This window comes from Flavobacterium hankyongi (assembly GCF_036840915.1).
Lineage (GTDB): Bacteria > Bacteroidota > Bacteroidia > Flavobacteriales > Flavobacteriaceae > Flavobacterium > Flavobacterium hankyongi.
Window position 1 is genome coordinate 2923448 of sequence record NZ_CP085725.1, and the last position, 15449, is coordinate 2938896.

The 15449-nt window shown below is 31.9% G+C and carries 14 protein-coding genes; 7 read left to right on the plus strand and 7 right to left on the minus strand.

All coding sequences use genetic code 11. The features are described 5' to 3' along the window. Positions 1-5 precede the first annotated feature (5 nt). From LJY17_RS13345 to LJY17_RS13370, 6 genes are all read left to right on the plus strand, one after another. Positions 6-530, plus strand: coding sequence for a DUF3341 domain-containing protein (locus LJY17_RS13345; RefSeq protein ID WP_264544311.1), 525 nt, complete (start codon positions 6-8; stop codon positions 528-530). Positions 531-538: 8 nt separating this feature from the next. Further along, positions 539-1084 carry a c-type cytochrome gene (locus tag LJY17_RS13350; RefSeq protein ID WP_264544312.1) on the plus strand — a complete coding sequence of 182 codons (546 nt, stop codon included), beginning with the start codon at positions 539-541 and terminating at the stop codon, positions 1082-1084. A gap of 21 nt (positions 1085-1105) precedes the next feature. Beyond that, positions 1106-2602, plus strand: a complete 1497-nt coding sequence (locus LJY17_RS13355; RefSeq protein WP_264544313.1) for a quinol:cytochrome C oxidoreductase — start codon at positions 1106-1108, stop codon at positions 2600-2602. A gap of 19 nt (positions 2603-2621) precedes the next feature. Next, positions 2622-3800 (plus strand): cytochrome c oxidase subunit II, encoded by a 1179-nt coding sequence (locus tag LJY17_RS13360; RefSeq protein ID WP_264544314.1) that lies wholly within the window; start codon positions 2622-2624, stop codon positions 3798-3800. Positions 3801-3829: 29 nt separating this feature from the next. After that, positions 3830-5635, plus strand: a complete 1806-nt coding sequence (locus tag LJY17_RS13365) for a cytochrome c oxidase subunit I (RefSeq protein WP_264544315.1) — start codon at positions 3830-3832, stop codon at positions 5633-5635. Positions 5636-5711: 76 nt separating this feature from the next. Then, positions 5712-6401, plus strand: coding sequence for a porin family protein (locus tag LJY17_RS13370; RefSeq protein ID WP_264544316.1), 690 nt, complete (start codon positions 5712-5714; stop codon positions 6399-6401). On the opposite strand, the gene LJY17_RS13375 is transcribed toward LJY17_RS13370, so the two are convergent. From LJY17_RS13375 to asnS, 3 genes are all read right to left on the minus strand, one after another. Further along, positions 6396-7001, minus strand: coding sequence for a hypothetical protein (locus LJY17_RS13375; RefSeq protein WP_264544317.1), 606 nt, complete (start codon positions 6999-7001; stop codon positions 6396-6398). The two genes, LJY17_RS13370 and LJY17_RS13375, sit on opposite strands and share 6 nt — an antisense overlap. 1 nt (position 7002) lies before the next feature. After that, positions 7003-8475: an RNA polymerase factor sigma-54 gene (gene rpoN / locus LJY17_RS13380; RefSeq protein ID WP_264544318.1), complete on the minus strand. Its 1473-nt coding sequence runs from the start codon at positions 8473-8475 to the stop codon at positions 7003-7005. 71 nt (positions 8476-8546) lie between these two features. Continuing rightward, on the minus strand, positions 8547-9995 hold the full coding sequence (asnS, locus tag LJY17_RS13385; protein ID WP_264544319.1) for an asparagine--tRNA ligase: 1449 nt from the start codon (positions 9993-9995) through the stop codon (positions 8547-8549). A 472-nt stretch (positions 9996-10467) separates the two neighbouring features. On the opposite strand from asnS, the gene LJY17_RS13390 reads away from it, so the two are divergent. Next, the gene (locus tag LJY17_RS13390) at positions 10468-11070 is read left to right on the plus strand and encodes a hypothetical protein (protein ID WP_264544320.1); all 603 of its coding nucleotides are present in this window, start codon (positions 10468-10470) and stop codon (positions 11068-11070) included. Between the two features lie 79 nt (positions 11071-11149). Here the strand turns inward: LJY17_RS13390 and LJY17_RS13395 are convergent, their stop codons facing one another. From LJY17_RS13395 to LJY17_RS13410, 4 genes are all read right to left on the minus strand, one after another. Further along, positions 11150-11431, minus strand: a complete 282-nt coding sequence (locus LJY17_RS13395) for a hypothetical protein (protein ID WP_264544321.1) — start codon at positions 11429-11431, stop codon at positions 11150-11152. 338 nt (positions 11432-11769) lie between these two features. Then, the gene (locus tag LJY17_RS13400; protein WP_264544322.1) at positions 11770-12318 is read right to left on the minus strand and encodes a hypothetical protein; all 549 of its coding nucleotides are present in this window, start codon (positions 12316-12318) and stop codon (positions 11770-11772) included. Further along, on the minus strand, positions 12305-12898 hold the full coding sequence (locus tag LJY17_RS13405; RefSeq protein ID WP_264544323.1) for a hypothetical protein: 594 nt from the start codon (positions 12896-12898) through the stop codon (positions 12305-12307). The genes LJY17_RS13400 and LJY17_RS13405 overlap by 14 nt, the downstream gene beginning before the upstream one ends. Positions 12899-12954: 56 nt before the next feature. Beyond that, entirely contained in the window at positions 12955-15372 is a 2418-nt protein-coding gene (locus LJY17_RS13410; RefSeq protein ID WP_264544324.1) for an efflux RND transporter permease subunit, read from the minus strand. Between the last annotated feature and the right edge of the window lie 77 nt (positions 15373-15449).

A 15449-nucleotide genomic window follows, 5' to 3' on the forward strand; every position in this document is an offset into this window, starting at 1 on the left:
AAGTCATGAGTAATAAAGTAATACATGCACTATATAATGATGATGATGTTTTAATGGATGCGGTTAAAGCAACTAGAAAAGCACATCACCATATCGAAGAAGTTTACACACCGTTCCCAGTGCACGGTTTAGATAAAGCAATGGGATTAGCACCAACAAGAATTGCAATTTGTGCTTTCTTATATGGTCTAACAGGTTTATCTTTTGCAACATGGTTATTAAATAATATCATGATTAGCGATTGGCCACAGGATATTGGTGGTAAACCAAGTTTCAGTTATATCCAAAACATGCCAGCATTTGTACCAGTAATGTTTGAAGAAACTGTATTCTTTGCGGCTCACTTAATGGTAATTACTTTTTATATGAGAAGTAAGTTGTGGCCATTCAAAAAAGCTGAAAATCCTGATGTTCGTACAACAGACGATCACTTCTTAATGGAAGTAGCAGTTAATAATAATGAAAGCGAATTAACTTCATTTTTACAAAGCACTGGTGCTGTTGAAGTTAAAGTAGTTGAAAAGCATTAATCAGAATTATGAAAAGAGTAGTATATACACTAACAGCTGTAATGGGATTATCTTCATTGCTGTTTTCATGCAAAAGTGATAATAAACCGAATTACCAGTTCTTCCCGAACATGTATGAATCGGTAGCTTATGAAACATATTCTGAGTCTACAGCTTTCAAAAATGGTAAAGAAGGTCAGTTACCAGCTGAAGGAACTATTAAAAGAGGTTTTGAAATCTATGATTTGCCAAACACACCTGCTGGATATGAAGCATCAAAAGTAATGACTTCTCCATTAGATTCTTCAGTAGTGAATATGGAAAAAGGTAAAGAATTATTTAATATTTACTGTATTTCTTGCCACGGAGAAAAAGGTGATGGTAAAGGTAAGTTAGTTCAAAGAGAAAAATTCTTAGGTGTACCTAGTTATAAAGATAGAGCGATTACTGTAGGAAGTGTTTTCCACGTAGAAACGTATGGTCTAAACGCAATGGGATCTCATGCTAACCAATTGTCTAAAAAAGAAAGATGGCAAGTGGCTGAGTATGTAATGAAACTTAAGTCTGAATTATAATAATAAATACGCGATTAAGTTATGTATACACTTTCAAGCAAAATAAAGACTATAGCGCTTACTTTAATGGTCTTAGGATTATTAGGTATTGCTTATGGTTTTTTCAGTGCACCAAAAAATACAGAAGACGTAGAAAAAATATTAGCGGCTGATTCTCACGGTGGTGGTCATCATGAAACAGCAGCTACTAACGAAGCTACGGAAGAACATCATGAAGTAGCTCCTGTTGCTCATGCAGAAGAATCTCATGCTGTTGAAGCAGGTAAAGATTCTACTGCAGTTGTAGCTCAAGGTTTAGACTCTGTTGTGACTCACGTTGAAGAAGCTCACGCTTCTGTTGAGAAGTCTGCTCATGAAACTTCTGAAGCTAAAGGTCATGATGTTGCAGAGCACGATGCTCACGCTGAACATAAAGAACATGTAGAGCACGTTTTTCATCAATTACAAAATAAGCCTTGGGCAGCGTTATATGTAGGGGCTTTATTTATATTCTTAATATCTCTTGGAGTTTTGGCTTTTTATGCTATCCAATGGGCTGCACAAGCAGGTTGGTCACCAGCATTATTTAGAGTTATGGAGGCTATCACGGCTTACCTAGTACCTGGAGGAATTATAATATTTGTATTGTTAGTGCTTTCAGGAGTGCAAATGAACCACTTGTTTATCTGGATGGATCCTGCTGTTGCAGCTGAAGATCACTTAATTCAAGGTAAATCAGGATTCTTAAATGTTCCTTTTTATTTAATTAGAGCAGCAGTTTTCTTAGGTGGTTGGATTCTTTATAGAACTTACACTAGAAAAAATTCAATTGCTTTAGATGAAACTCATGATTTATCATATTATAAAAAGAACTTTAAAGCCTCTGCTGGTTTCTTAGCTTTTTTCTTGGTATCTGAGTCTATTATGTCTTGGGATTGGGTAATGTCTGTAGATCCTCACTGGTATAGTACTTTATTTGGATGGTATGTTTTTGCAAGTTTCTTTGTAAGTGGTATTACTACTATAGCATTAATTACATTGTACTTAAAATCTCAAGGATATTTAGAGTTTATTAATAATAGTCACTTCCATGATTTAGCAAAATTTATGTTTGGTATTTCAGTATTTTGGACTTATTTATGGTTCTCTCAATTTATGTTAATGTGGTATTCTAATATACCAGAAGAGGTTACTTATTTTAAAATGAGAATCGAGCACTATAACTTACCTTTCTTCGGTATGGTAATTATGAACTTCGTATTCCCAATATTAATCCTTATAAACACCGATTTTAAACGTGTGCCTTGGATTATTACAATGGCAGGTATTATTATCTTATCTGGTCACTATTTAGATTTCCATAATATGATTTACCCAGCAACTGTTGGAGATCAATGGTTTATTGGTGTAGCTGAATTAGGTTCAGTAGCATTCTTTGCAGGATTATTTATCTATGTTGTATTTTCAGCTTTAACAAAAGCGCCATTATTAGCAAAAGGTAATCCGCTAATCGAAGAAAGTAAGCATTTCCATTATTAATATTTAAACAAGAAAACAGATGACAAGTTTGTTGGTTATTATAGTTTTAGTCTTATTATCAATTGCTATTTGGCAAATGACTAAAATTTTCGACTTAACTCAGATTGGCAATAAGAAAAATGATTCTCAAATTGCCACTGATAATGATAATAATGTACAGGGATATTTAATGTTTGGTTTTCTTGCATTCCTTTATATCTTCATGATATATGGTATGTTTAAATGGGGACACTTAGTATTAGGAAAACCGGCTTCTGAGCATGGGCCTGATTATGATAACTTAATGTATATTTCTTTTGCTATCATTTTCTTCGTACAAGCAATTACTCAAGTTTTATTGCATTACTTTGCCTTCAAATACAGAGGTGCAAAAGATAAAAAAGCTTTGTACTATGCAGATAATGATAAGTTAGAGTTTATTTGGACTATTATTCCAGTAATCGTTTTAGCAGGTTTAATACTTTATGGATTATATACTTGGACAAATATTATGTTTGTTGATGAAGACGAAGATGTTATGGTAGTTGAATTATATGCTAAACAGTTTAGTTGGGAAGCTCGTTATTCTGGAAAAGATAATGTTCTGGGTAAGGCTAATGTTCGTTTAATTGAAGGTGTTAACACAATGGGTATCGATGTAAATGATCCAAATGCACAAGACGATATTTCTGTAACAGAATTACATATACCAAAAGGGAAAAAGATTTTATTTAAATTACGTTCTCAAGATATCTTACACTCAGCTTATATGCCTCATTTTAGAGCTCAAATGAACTGTGTGCCAGGTATGGTTACTGAATTTGCTTTCAGACCAACTATGACAACAGACGAAATGCGTCAACAACCTGAAATTGTTGAAAAAGTTTCTAATATCAATAAGATTAGAGCTAAAAAAACTGCTCAATTAGTAGCAGAGGGTAAAACAGCTCTAGATCCTTATACTTTTGACTATTTACTGCTTTGTAACAAAATTTGTGGTGCATCTCACTACAATATGCAAATGAAAATCGTTGTTGATACTCCTCAAGATTTTCAAACATGGTTAAAAGACAAAAAGACTATTGTTAATGCTGTAAAAGAAGACCAAGCTGCAAAAAAAGCTGAAGAAAAATCAGCTGTTGCTGCACCGGCTCAAGCTAAAGTAGTTGATTCTACAGTTGTAGCTACAGCAGAAGACAAATTAGAGGAAAAGAAATAATAAGAATTTTAAATTAATATAGAAAAACTATGGGAGCAGCAGCACATGACCACGATCACGCACACGATCACGATCACGCACACCACCATAAAGATACATTCATCACTAAATATATTTTTAGTATTGATCACAAAATGATTGCTAAACAATACTTGATTACAGGTATTATTATGGGAATTGTTGGTGTAGTGATGTCATTACTTTTTAGAATGCAGATTGCTTGGCCAGAAGAATCTTTTGGTATTTTCAAATTCTTATTAGGTGAAAAAATGGCTCCAGGTGGAGTTATGCGTAATGATATTTACTTAGCTTTAGTTACTATTCACGGTACTATCATGGTATTTTTTGTATTAACTGCTGGTTTGAGTGGTACTTTCAGTAACTTGTTAATTCCATTGCAAATTGGTGCTCGTGATATGGCATCAGGTTTTTTGAATATGATTTCTTACTGGTTGTTCTTTACTTCTTCAGTAGTAATGATTTGTTCATTATTCGTTGAGTCAGGACCAGCTTCAGCAGGTTGGACAATCTATCCTCCATTATCAGCTTTACCACAAGCTATTCCTGGATCAGGAACTGGTATGACATTATGGCTAGTTTCAATGGCTATTTTCATTGCTTCTTCATTAATGGGATCATTAAACTATGTGGTAACAGTTATCAATTTAAGGACTAAAGGGATGTCAATGACAAGATTGCCACTTACAGTTTGGGCATTCTTTATTACTGCTGTTATTGGTATCGTTTCGTTTCCGGTTTTATTATCAGCAGCATTAATGTTAATCATGGATAGAAGTTTTGGTACTTCATTCTTCTTATCTGATATCTTTATTTCTGGTGAAGTTTTACATTACCAAGGAGGTTCTCCAGTATTATTTGAGCACTTATTCTGGTTCTTAGGTCACCCTGAAGTATATATTGTATTATTACCAGCTTTAGGTATTACTTCTGAGATTATTGCAACAAATTCTCGTAAGCCAATCTTTGGTTATAGAGCGATGATTGCTTCAATTTTAGCAATTGCTTTCTTATCAACTATTGTATGGGGTCACCACATGTTCATCTCTGGTATGAACCCATTCTTAGGATCTGTATTTACATTTACTACATTGTTGATTGCAATCCCTTCTGCGGTAAAAGCATTCAACTATATTACAACACTTTGGAAAGGTAATTTACAGTTAAATCCTGCAATGTTATTCTCTATAGGATTAGTATCTACTTTTATTTCTGGAGGTTTAACTGGTATCATCTTAGGAGATTCAACTTTAGATATTAATGTTCACGATACATACTTCGTAGTGGCTCACTTCCACTTAGTAATGGGTATCTCTGCGTTATATGGTTTCTTTGCAGGGGTATATCATTGGTTCCCAAGAATGTTTGGTAGAATGATGAACAAGAATTTAGGATACATTCACTTTTGGGTAACTGCTGTTTGTGCTTATGGAGTTTTCTATCCAATGCACTTTATTGGTATGGCTGGTTTACCACGTCGTTACTATACAAACTCAAACTTCCCATTATTTGATGATTTAGCAGATGTTAACGTATTAATTACAACTTTTGCTTTAGTAGGCGCAGCTTTCCAATTAGTGTTTATGTTTAACTTCTTCTATAGTATTTTCTATGGTAAGAGATCAGTACAAAACCCTTGGAAATCTAATACACTTGAGTGGACAGCTCCAGTTGAGCATATTCATGGAAACTGGCCTGGTGAATTACCAACTGTACATAGATGGCCGTATGATTATAGCAAGCCTGGTCACGACGATGACTTTGTGCCTCAAACTACACCAATGAAAGAAGGTGAAGAAGAGTTACATCACGCTTAATTAAGTGAAAAATATTAAAAGCCTTTCGAAAGAGAGGCTTTTTTATTTTTGCTATCTTTATGCAATAATTTTTTAGATGAAAAGATTTTTTTTAATTATCATATTTTTAAATTTCTATAGTGCATTTTCTCAGGATGCGCCTAATTTTGAAGCTGTAGATTCTTTGTATAGAGAAGATCAGTTCTATTTTGTTACTACATATAACGCTATTCAAAATGCACCAAAACCCATTTCGCAAAACTCATTTTCGGCTGGTCTTGGGATTGGCTTTTTGAGAGACTTTCCTGTTAATAAATCTAGAACTTTTGCTATTGCACCAGGTATAGGATTTGCTTACAATAACTATAAACAAAACCTGCTTATTTCTGAAAAAGACGGACAGCGATATTATTCGGTAATTGATGGAGCCATTGATTATAAGAAAAATAAATTTGCAATATATTCAGTTGATATACCTATCGAAATACGCTGGAGAACATCAACTTTTAATTCACACAAATTTTGGAGAATATATTCTGGTATAAAGCTTAGTTATAACTTTCTTAATCAGTCAAGATATATTGATACAAATGAAAGCTTTAAAATAAATAATAATCCTGATTTCAACAAGATAACTTATGGAGTTTATCTAACAACAGGATTTAATACTTGGAATCTTTACGGTTATTACGGTCTTCAAAATATATTTAAAAAGGGGTCTTTTAACAATGAAGAACCTCTTAAAATGAATTCTTTGAACTTAGGTTTGATGTTTTATATTTTATAACCAGAAGATAGATAAAAATAATTGTGGTAGTACCCCAATAACATAGCCTAAAATTAGTTCTTTTGGTGTGTGTGCTTTCATATATAATCTCGATGAAGCAATTAGTCCGTTAAGCAATAATAATACTGTTAGAAGCATAACAGGTTTGTATTGAAAACTAATGGAGCAAAATGTACAAAACACAGTTAGGGATGAAATACCAAGCATGTGTAAGCTAGCTTTTTTGTGAAAAAAGGCCAAAACTAATGCCAAACAACTACTTACAATACTTCCTAAATAAAAATAAAACAATTCAGGTAATTCTTCTCTTGTGATACTTTTCGTAATCAATACTATTAAGAGTAATGATTGGAGAAACAAAGGAATTTTACGCTGGGAAACTTGCGTTACCATTATTGAATCTATTTTATTGAGTGATACAAGTAAATAAAAACAAGCTAGAGGAATAAAAACCGTTATGATTAATACTTGTAGCAAATACAAATAAACTGCCTCATAATCTAAATATTTTTCTGAAGTGAAAAAGTAAAAAGCAGCCGCAAACACCGATATAAAAATAGGGTGAAAGGCAAATGAAAAAAAAGGCAATACTTTTTTCAAACTATATTTTTTTACGCATTCTAGCTACTGGAATGTCTAATTGCTCTCTGTATTTTGCAACAGTTCTCCTTGCAATCGGATAACCACGTTCTTTAAGTATTTCTGCTAACTGATCATCAGGAAGTGGTTTTCGCTTGTCTTCTTCGGCAATTACTTGTTCTAAAATCTTTTTTATCTCGATCGTAGAAACTTCTTCACCTTGATCGTTAACCATAGCTTCACTAAAGAATTCTTTTAATAGCTTGGTTCCATAAGGAGTATCAACATATTTACTATTAGCAACACGTGAAACTGTTGATATGTCTAATCCAACCATATCGGCAATGTCTTTTAAGATCATCGGTTTTAGCTTGGTTTCATCACCGTCAAGGAAATATTCTTGTTGAAAATGCATAATAGCATTCATGGTGATAAATAAAGTTTCCTGACGCTGTTTAATTGCATCGATGAACCATTTTGCAGAATCTAACTTTTGCTTTATGAATTGAACTGCATCACGTTGCGCATTTGACTTATCCTTTGAATCTTTATACGTTTTCATCATGTCCTGATAGTCTTTAGAGACATGTAGTTCAGGAGCATTACGTCCATTAAGTGTTAATTCTAATTCGTCATCAATAATTTTTATGGCAAAATCAGGGACAATATGTTCGGTTATTTTTGAATTTCCAGTAAAAGATCCTCCAGGTTTTGGATTTAATTTTTCTATTTCGTCAATTGCTTTTTTTAGCTGATCTTTTGAAATACTGTACTTTTGAAGTAATTTTTCATAATGCTTTTTAGTAAATGCATCAAATTGATCATCAATGATTTTAATTGCTAAATCAACAGATTCTGTTGGTGTTTTATGTTTTAGCTGAAGCAGTAAACATTCTTGTAAATCACGTGCGCCAACACCAGAAGGCTCCATCTCGTGAATAATGATGCATAAAATTTTGTTTACTGTTGCTTCATCAGTATAAATACCTTGTGTAAAAGCCATATCATCAACAATGTCGGGAATACTTCTTCTTAAGTACCCGTCATCATCTATACTTCCTACAAGAAATTCTGCAATATCGCGTTGATCATCATTTAAAACAAAAGTGTTAAGTTGATTTATTAAGTCCTGATGAAAGCTTACAGTGGCAACAAAGGGAATATCTCTATCCTCGTCATCATCACTATAGTTGTTTGCTTGTGTTTTATAATCAGGCGTTTCGTCGTTGCTTAAATATTCGTCGATGTTAATTTCATTGGCATCAATGCTGTCACTGTCATCATAATCATCGTATTCATCATTGTTGTCAAATTCATCTTTTTCAAACTTATCCTCATCTTCTAAATTGCCACCTTCCAATGCTGGATTTTCGTTCATTTCTTCCATTAAACGTTGCTCAAAAGCCTGTGTTGGCAATTGAATAAGTTTCATCAACTGGATTTGTTGAGGAGAAAGTTTTTGTGATAATTTAAATTGTAAGTTTTGTTTAAGCATTTACGTGTTTTGTTTATGGATTTAGTTATTAAATAAACTTACAAATAACTAAATCCATTAATCAACTTATTTTAGAATTCAGCATTTTGTGGTGTTCTTGGGAATGGAATTACATCACGGATGTTACCCATACCGGTTACGAATAATACCAAGCGTTCGAAACCTAAACCAAAGCCTGAGTGCACAGCAGTTCCAAAACGACGTGTATCTAAATACCACCATAATTCTTCTTCATCGATACCTAATGCTTTCATTTTTTCAACTAAAACATCTAGACGCTCTTCTCTTTGTGATCCACCTACGATTTCTCCAATACCAGGGAATAGGATGTCCATAGCTCGAACTGTTTCTTTTCCAGGTTCTGTATTGTCATTCAAACGCATATAGAATGCTTTGATTTTTGCGGGATAATCAAATAAGATAACAGGAGATTTGAAATGTTTTTCAACTAAGAAGCGTTCATGTTCACTTTGCAAGTCTGCCCCCCATTCTTCTATAAGATATTGGAATTTTTTCTTTTTATTTGGAGTTGAATCTTTTAAAATATCAATTGCTTCGGTGTAAGAAACACGTTTAAAGTTGTTGTCTAATACAAAGTTTAATTTTTCTAATAAAGACATTTCGCTACGCTCAGCTTGTGGCTTTTGTTTTTCTTCATCAGCTAAACGAGTTTCTAAGAATTTTAAATCATCAGTACAATTGTCAACCGCATATTTGATTACATATTTGATGAAATCTTCAGCTAAGTCCATATTGTCAGCTAAATCGTTGAAAGCTACTTCTGGTTCAATCATCCAGAATTCAGCCAAGTGACGTGATGTATTTGAGTTTTCTGCACGGAAGGTTGGTCCAAAAGTATATACTTGACCTAGAGCCATTGCATAAGTTTCGGCTTCTAATTGTCCAGAAACAGTTAAGTTGGTTTGTTTTCCAAAGAAATCTTCTTTATAATTTACTTTTCCTTCTTCTGTTCTTGGTGTATTATCAAATGGTAAAGCGCTTACTTGAAACATTTCTCCAGCTCCTTCAGCATCTGAACCTGTAATGATTGGTGTGTTAACATATACAAACCCTTTTTGTTGGAAATATTGATGAACAGCAAATGATAAAACCGAACGAACACGCATAATTGCTCCAAAAGCATTTGTACGTACGCGTAAGTGAGCTTGTTCTCTTAAGAAATCGAGACTTGGTTTATTTCTTAGTTGAATTGGGTATTTCTCTGCATCAGAATCTCCTAAAATTTCAAGTTTTTTTACCTGAATTTCATATTTCTGACCTGCTCCTTGGCTTTCTACTAATTCTCCAGTTACTACAATAGCAGCACTTGTTGTTATTCTTTTTAATGTGCTTTCAGGTGTATTTTCAAAATCTACTACACACTGAATATTATGAATTGTCGAACCATCGTTCAACGCAATGAATTGATTATTTCTAAAAGTTCTTACCCATCCTTTTGCGGTTACTTCTTGTAATGTCTTCGTGCTGTTTAGTAAGTCTTTAACTTTTGTATGTTTCATCTTAAATTTAGAATTGCTGCGCTATAACATTGCGCTCTTGTTAGAATCCGATATTAGAATTAACTGCAAATATAGTTCTTTTGCTTGAAAACTAAAAGACAGGAAATTGTATCATAAGTTGAAGTGTTATGTATTCTTAATCAATCTTTTTTAAGTTGTAAATATGTTGTGTTTTTCTAAAAATATCTACAAAGAGACATGTCTGTAGATTGATTTTGTTTTTTTTAAAAATGCTTTAAAAATTTAAGAAATAATATGTAAAATCAATAATTATTTAAACCATATTCGAAACATTGATTTTTATGAATAAAATTCATTAAAAATAAAATAAAAGTAAATATTTGTTAACATGAACATTGAAATAGATTGTATTTTTGATAATTATTCATTAGTTAACACTTTTTTAACAATAAAAAAATGATGAATCTGGGTTTTGAATTTAATTTTGTCAAAAAAATATAAAGCCCTAAAAATGAAAAAAATAGCCCTGATTTTAAGCTCAATTTCTTTACTTGTTGCTTCTTGTACTGTAGATTCAATTGATCCTTCTTCAGAAAGACTTCAAAACCAAAATGTAGTTGAACCTACATTTATGTCTGGTGATGTAAATACTATTTCTTATACAAACTTAAAGCCACAGACTTATATTAATACTTCTTCTTTGCAAACTGAAGTTGAGATATTTCATGTAAATCCAACAACACATTACAATTATTTATTGCTTCAGGGATCAGATATCACTCTTTCAGATTTGCCACAATCTTCTTCAATATTAATTGATATTAGAATTCCTGAATCAAAATGGGCTGTAGGAACATATAGTTTAACTGATGATTTGACAACAGGAATAAATGGTTTAGATTGTATTGCTCGTTTAATAGAAATCGGTGGTGAAACAAAAACTAGGTTGACTTCTGGAAGTATTACAATTACAGAGTTTAATCTTTCTACAAAAACTATTAAAGGTACTTTTAATTTTACGTATCAACGTAGAAATGGATCTGTTTATGAAGGATCTTACGCTCTAAACAATGGTGCTTTTAAATACAAATTAGACGCTCCGTTTTTTAATTAAAATCTTGCCTCAAATCATACCAAAAAGAGCACTTATTTAAGTGCTCTTTTTTTATTTTTTAGATTTATTTAATCTTTTTTTACTTTGCAGATTTAATTCTAATCTTAGTACTTTCTTTTACAGTGTTGATAAATTCTTCATCACTCAAATACCCTGGTTCCAAATTGAATCTACAGATACAAGTTATTTTGTCACCATTTAAAAAAGTATTGCAAGTGGTTGGTGCTTTGTAGCCACTTATATCTTTTATTCCTAAAGTTAATTTATTTTTTAATTGATTTATATCTATTTCCTTTTTTAGAATATAATCATAGACTACATAATTTATTGTATCCTTTTTTTTTAAAGGAAGAGGGTTCATATGTATGGTTTATTTTGTCAATATTTTTAAAAAAATCTTTGAAAATTGTTGTTGCTACTGATTTTGAAAAGCGTAAATGATACTGTTCAGATCTAGAATGTTTTTTTAGTATTTTATTTGTTTTAATTTTTCAAGAATCAGTTCTGTTTAATATTTCATAATTTGAGCTAGTCTGGCAATTTCCGTAGTTGAAAATTAAGAGAAAAGTAATTGTGATGATATTTTTCATGATTGAAAGGTATTAATTCTCCAAATAAAAATTATTTTTCAAATTTGGTCTTAGAGCATATTTTACCTCGACAAAAAGCTTTCTAGCTTTAACTAAAGAAACCTTTGATTTATTTTGAATTGAATTCTTTTAATCGTGTATCTGTATCTGCTTTAATTGTATTAATGAACTCTTCGTCTTTTAGAAAATCACTTTTGTAAAGTCTTCTGCAAACACATGATATTTTATCGCCGTTTAAAAATGTATTGCATGTTATAGGCATTTCATAAATGCCAATATGTTTTAAGCCAAAAATTGATTCTGTTTCTGTTTTTTTTATATCAGCTACATCTTTGAGTATGAAATCATAGATGAAGTAGTTAAGTGTATCTTTTTTTGGAGAAAGTCTATTTTCATTGCTAATAACAATCTTGTCAATTTTTTCAAATAAATTTTCAGATATTTTAGAGGCTAATTCTTTAGAAAAGTGTAAGTCTTCTTTTTGAGTTTTTGATTTTGTCTTTTTTATATCTGTAGATATGACATTGGTTTGTCTATCAATAACAATATAATTATCATTTGTCTTTTTTATATCTTGACAACTGGCGCTGTTAATTATTAATAAAAATAATGCTATCGCTATCTGAAAGGTTTTTGAAATGTGTTTAATATTCAGCATGGAATTTCGATTTTAAATTAGGGCGTAAAGCATATTGTACTTCTACAAAAAGTTTACCAGCTTTTACTAAATCATTCATTGCTTCGTGAAGGTTTTTGGAACTTATTCCAGCCAAGTTTGCAATATCTTTTTTAAAATCATCGAAACTACCTATAATCTCTACGCAACCAGCGGCACCCCAACCAGATTCGCTTATGTCTGATGGTCCAGCATGGATTAAAAAGTTTCCTTGTATTTGAAACGCACCACCAAAAGGAGAAAATCTATTGTGAGTAGCGTAGTTTTTATCATACATTGGAACTTTCTTTTTTGCCACACTTGTTAGCCCAGAATTTACCCAGCCTTTAGTTTTGTATGAAGATGATGGAGAAGAAGGGTCGTTCCAAAAAGGCATAAAACGTAATGCTTTCCATTCCTTTTTCTTTGAACTATTTAAAGTGCCTTCAATTGTTACTTTGTAAACAGGAGTGCTGTATAATTCAATCTTACCGTTATCATTATAATCGTCATCTGGATAAGATCGAGAGTAGTAAATATCGCCAGTTTCGATTCCAGTTACAGTAATTAAGATACTATTCATTGTGTATTAAATTTTTACTAAAGTAAGAAATATAATACAAAAATGTAATTTTAAGATTAATCTTTTTTCTCTACAGCATCTACTTCTTCATCAGTAGGTTCTAAAATATCGATTGTTGGCTTGATAAACTCTTGTTCATTAGCTAGTGTTCTATTTAAAGAAAGAACTAATGATGGTAGTAATACTAAATTTGAAAGCATTCCGAAACTTAGTGTCAGGGCAACTAATCCTCCAAGGGCAACTGTTCCTCCAAAACTTGATAACATAAACACCGAAAAACCAAAGAATAATACAATTGAAGTATAGAACATGCTTATTCCAGCATCATCAAACGTTGCGAAGACAGATTTTTTAATTTTCCAGTCATTTCGAGATAATTCCATTCTGTATTGTGCTAGAAAACGAAGAGTATCGTCGACCGACATTCCGAAAGCAATTCCGAAAACTAATATTGTTGATGGTTTTAAAGGAATGTCTAAGAATCCCATTAAACCCGCAGTCATTAATAGAGGTAATAAATTAGGTATAATAGAAACCAATACCATTTTAATTGAACGGAACATTATTGCTACTAAACCAGCTGTTAAACCAAATGCCATTAGCAATGAAGAGAGTAAATTGTCTAGCAAATATTTTGTTCCTTTTTGAAATACTGATGGTTTTCCTGTAATAATTACTTCGTATTTAGAAGGTGGGAAAAGTTTATCTGCTTTAGCTCTAATTTGGGCTTCGATGGCATCCATTTTTTCACCATTTTCATCTTTAATAAAAGCTGTAATTCGCGCATATTGACCTGTAGAATCTACATAACTCTTCATTAAATTTTCTTTCGAATTCTTAGTAGCATTCTTAGCATAAGAAAGTATGAAAGATTGTTCTTGAGATGTTGGTAGTTCGTAATATTCTGGATTGCCGTTATAATATGCTTGCTTCGAATATTTAACTAAATTAACTACAGATAACGGTTTAGAAAGTTCCGGAATTTCGCCAATTGTTTCCTGAAGTTCTTCCATTCTTTTTAGAGTAGATAACTTCATAACACCTTTTTTGCGTTTGGTGTCAATCATTATTTCCAGTGGCATTACCCCATCGAATTCTTTTTCAAAAAAGCGGATATCATCAAAAAACGCAGTCTTTTTAGGCATGTCTTCAATAATACTTCCTGAAATTTTAATTCGGTGGATTCCAATCATTCCAATTATTAACAACGAAAGTGCAACACCATAAACACTAACACGATTGTATTTTACAGTGTTTACTATCCATCTGAAAAATGCTGTTAGGTATTCTCTTTCTAAATGTCCTAAATGTCTTGGAATTGGAGCAGGTGTGTAACTAAAAAAGATTGGGAGTATAAGCAAACAAAGCAAATAAATCGCTAAAATATTGATGGATGTAATAACACCAAACTCAACAAGTAGTGTGTTGTTAGTAGCTATAAAAGTAGCAAATCCTAAAGCTGTTGTTATGTTGGTCATTAAAGTCGCAGTCCCTGTTTTTGTAATAACACGTTGTAACGCTTTAGCTTTGTTTGAATGCTTTGCGTATTCTTGATGGTATTTATTAATTAAGAATATACAATTTGGTATTCCTATTACAATTACAAGTGTTGGTACCAATGCTGTAAGGACAGTTATTTCATAACCTAACAAACCAAGTAATCCAAAAGACCACATTACCCCAATAATTACAATAATTAATGAAATCAAAGTAGCTCTAAATGATCTAAAGAAAAAGAAGAAAATCAGACCAGTTATCAATAAAGCAGCGCCAATAAATAAACCAATTTCATCAATTATGGTTTTTGCATTTAAAGTTCTGATGTATGGCATTCCAGAAGCTCTTAAATCTATTCCAGTTTTGTTTTCAAATTTTTCGATTTCTGGTATTAACTTGAATAACACATAGTCTCTGCGGATTTTTGTATTGACAATTTTTTTGTCTAGATAAATGGCAGATCTGATTGCTCCAGATTTTTTATTAAATAGTAAACCTTCATAGAATGGTAAATTATTAAGTAAATCTTCTCTAAGAGATAAAAGATATTTTGGGTTATTTATTTTTGAATTATCTACCAGATTTTTTAATTCGAATGATTCAATAGAATCGTTTTTAGATAGCTTTTTTAAGTTGTCTATAGAAATAACTAAATCAACCTCTTTGTCAGATTGAATTTTAGTCATCATTTCTTCCCAAGCTTTAAAGGCCTGAGGAGTAAATAACTTTTTATCTTTTGTGGCAATGATGATTAAATTTCCTTCTTCGCCAAATTTGTCTAGGAAATTGTTGTAATCTACATTTACCTTGTCATCAGCAGGAATTAAATTGGCTTCGGTATGAGTGAATTTAATTTTATTCCACTGTAACGCAAATAAAACGGTGATTAAAAGTACGCCAATTAAAATTGCAATTCTGTTTCTTAAAATTAAACGGGCAATTAATTCCCAAAAACCAATACTTAAAAGTTTTTTCATAGAAAATAAAAAGAGGTGCAAAGTTAAGCAAAACGAGCAAACTAGATGTTTTTATGTAGAAACTTTTAACTATTATA

Excerpts from the sequence above, each read along its gene's own strand:
- LJY17_RS13345 (WP_264544311.1), top strand. The coding sequence starts at position 6 with ATGAGTAATAAAGTAATACATGCACTATATAATGATGATGATGTTTTA.
- LJY17_RS13350 (WP_264544312.1), top strand. The coding sequence starts at position 539 with ATGAAAAGAGTAGTATATACACTAACAGCTGTAATGGGATTATCTTCA.
- LJY17_RS13355 (WP_264544313.1), top strand. The coding sequence starts at position 1,106 with ATGTATACACTTTCAAGCAAAATAAAGACTATAGCGCTTACTTTAATG.
- LJY17_RS13360 (WP_264544314.1), top strand. The coding sequence starts at position 2,622 with ATGACAAGTTTGTTGGTTATTATAGTTTTAGTCTTATTATCAATTGCT.
- LJY17_RS13365 (WP_264544315.1), top strand. The coding sequence starts at position 3,830 with ATGGGAGCAGCAGCACATGACCACGATCACGCACACGATCACGATCAC.
- LJY17_RS13370 (WP_264544316.1), top strand. The coding sequence starts at position 5,712 with ATGAAAAGATTTTTTTTAATTATCATATTTTTAAATTTCTATAGTGCA.
- rpoN (WP_264544318.1), bottom strand. The coding sequence starts at position 8,475 with ATGCTTAAACAAAACTTACAATTTAAATTATCACAAAAACTTTCTCCT.
- asnS (WP_264544319.1), bottom strand. The coding sequence starts at position 9,995 with ATGAAACATACAAAAGTTAAAGACTTACTAAACAGCACGAAGACATTA.
- LJY17_RS13390 (WP_264544320.1), top strand. The coding sequence starts at position 10,468 with ATGAAAAAAATAGCCCTGATTTTAAGCTCAATTTCTTTACTTGTTGCT.
- LJY17_RS13395 (WP_264544321.1), bottom strand. The coding sequence starts at position 11,431 with ATGAACCCTCTTCCTTTAAAAAAAAAGGATACAATAAATTATGTAGTC.
- LJY17_RS13400 (WP_264544322.1), bottom strand. The coding sequence starts at position 12,318 with ATGCTGAATATTAAACACATTTCAAAAACCTTTCAGATAGCGATAGCA.
- LJY17_RS13405 (WP_264544323.1), bottom strand. The coding sequence starts at position 12,898 with ATGAATAGTATCTTAATTACTGTAACTGGAATCGAAACTGGCGATATT.
- LJY17_RS13410 (WP_264544324.1), bottom strand. The coding sequence starts at position 15,372 with ATGAAAAAACTTTTAAGTATTGGTTTTTGGGAATTAATTGCCCGTTTA.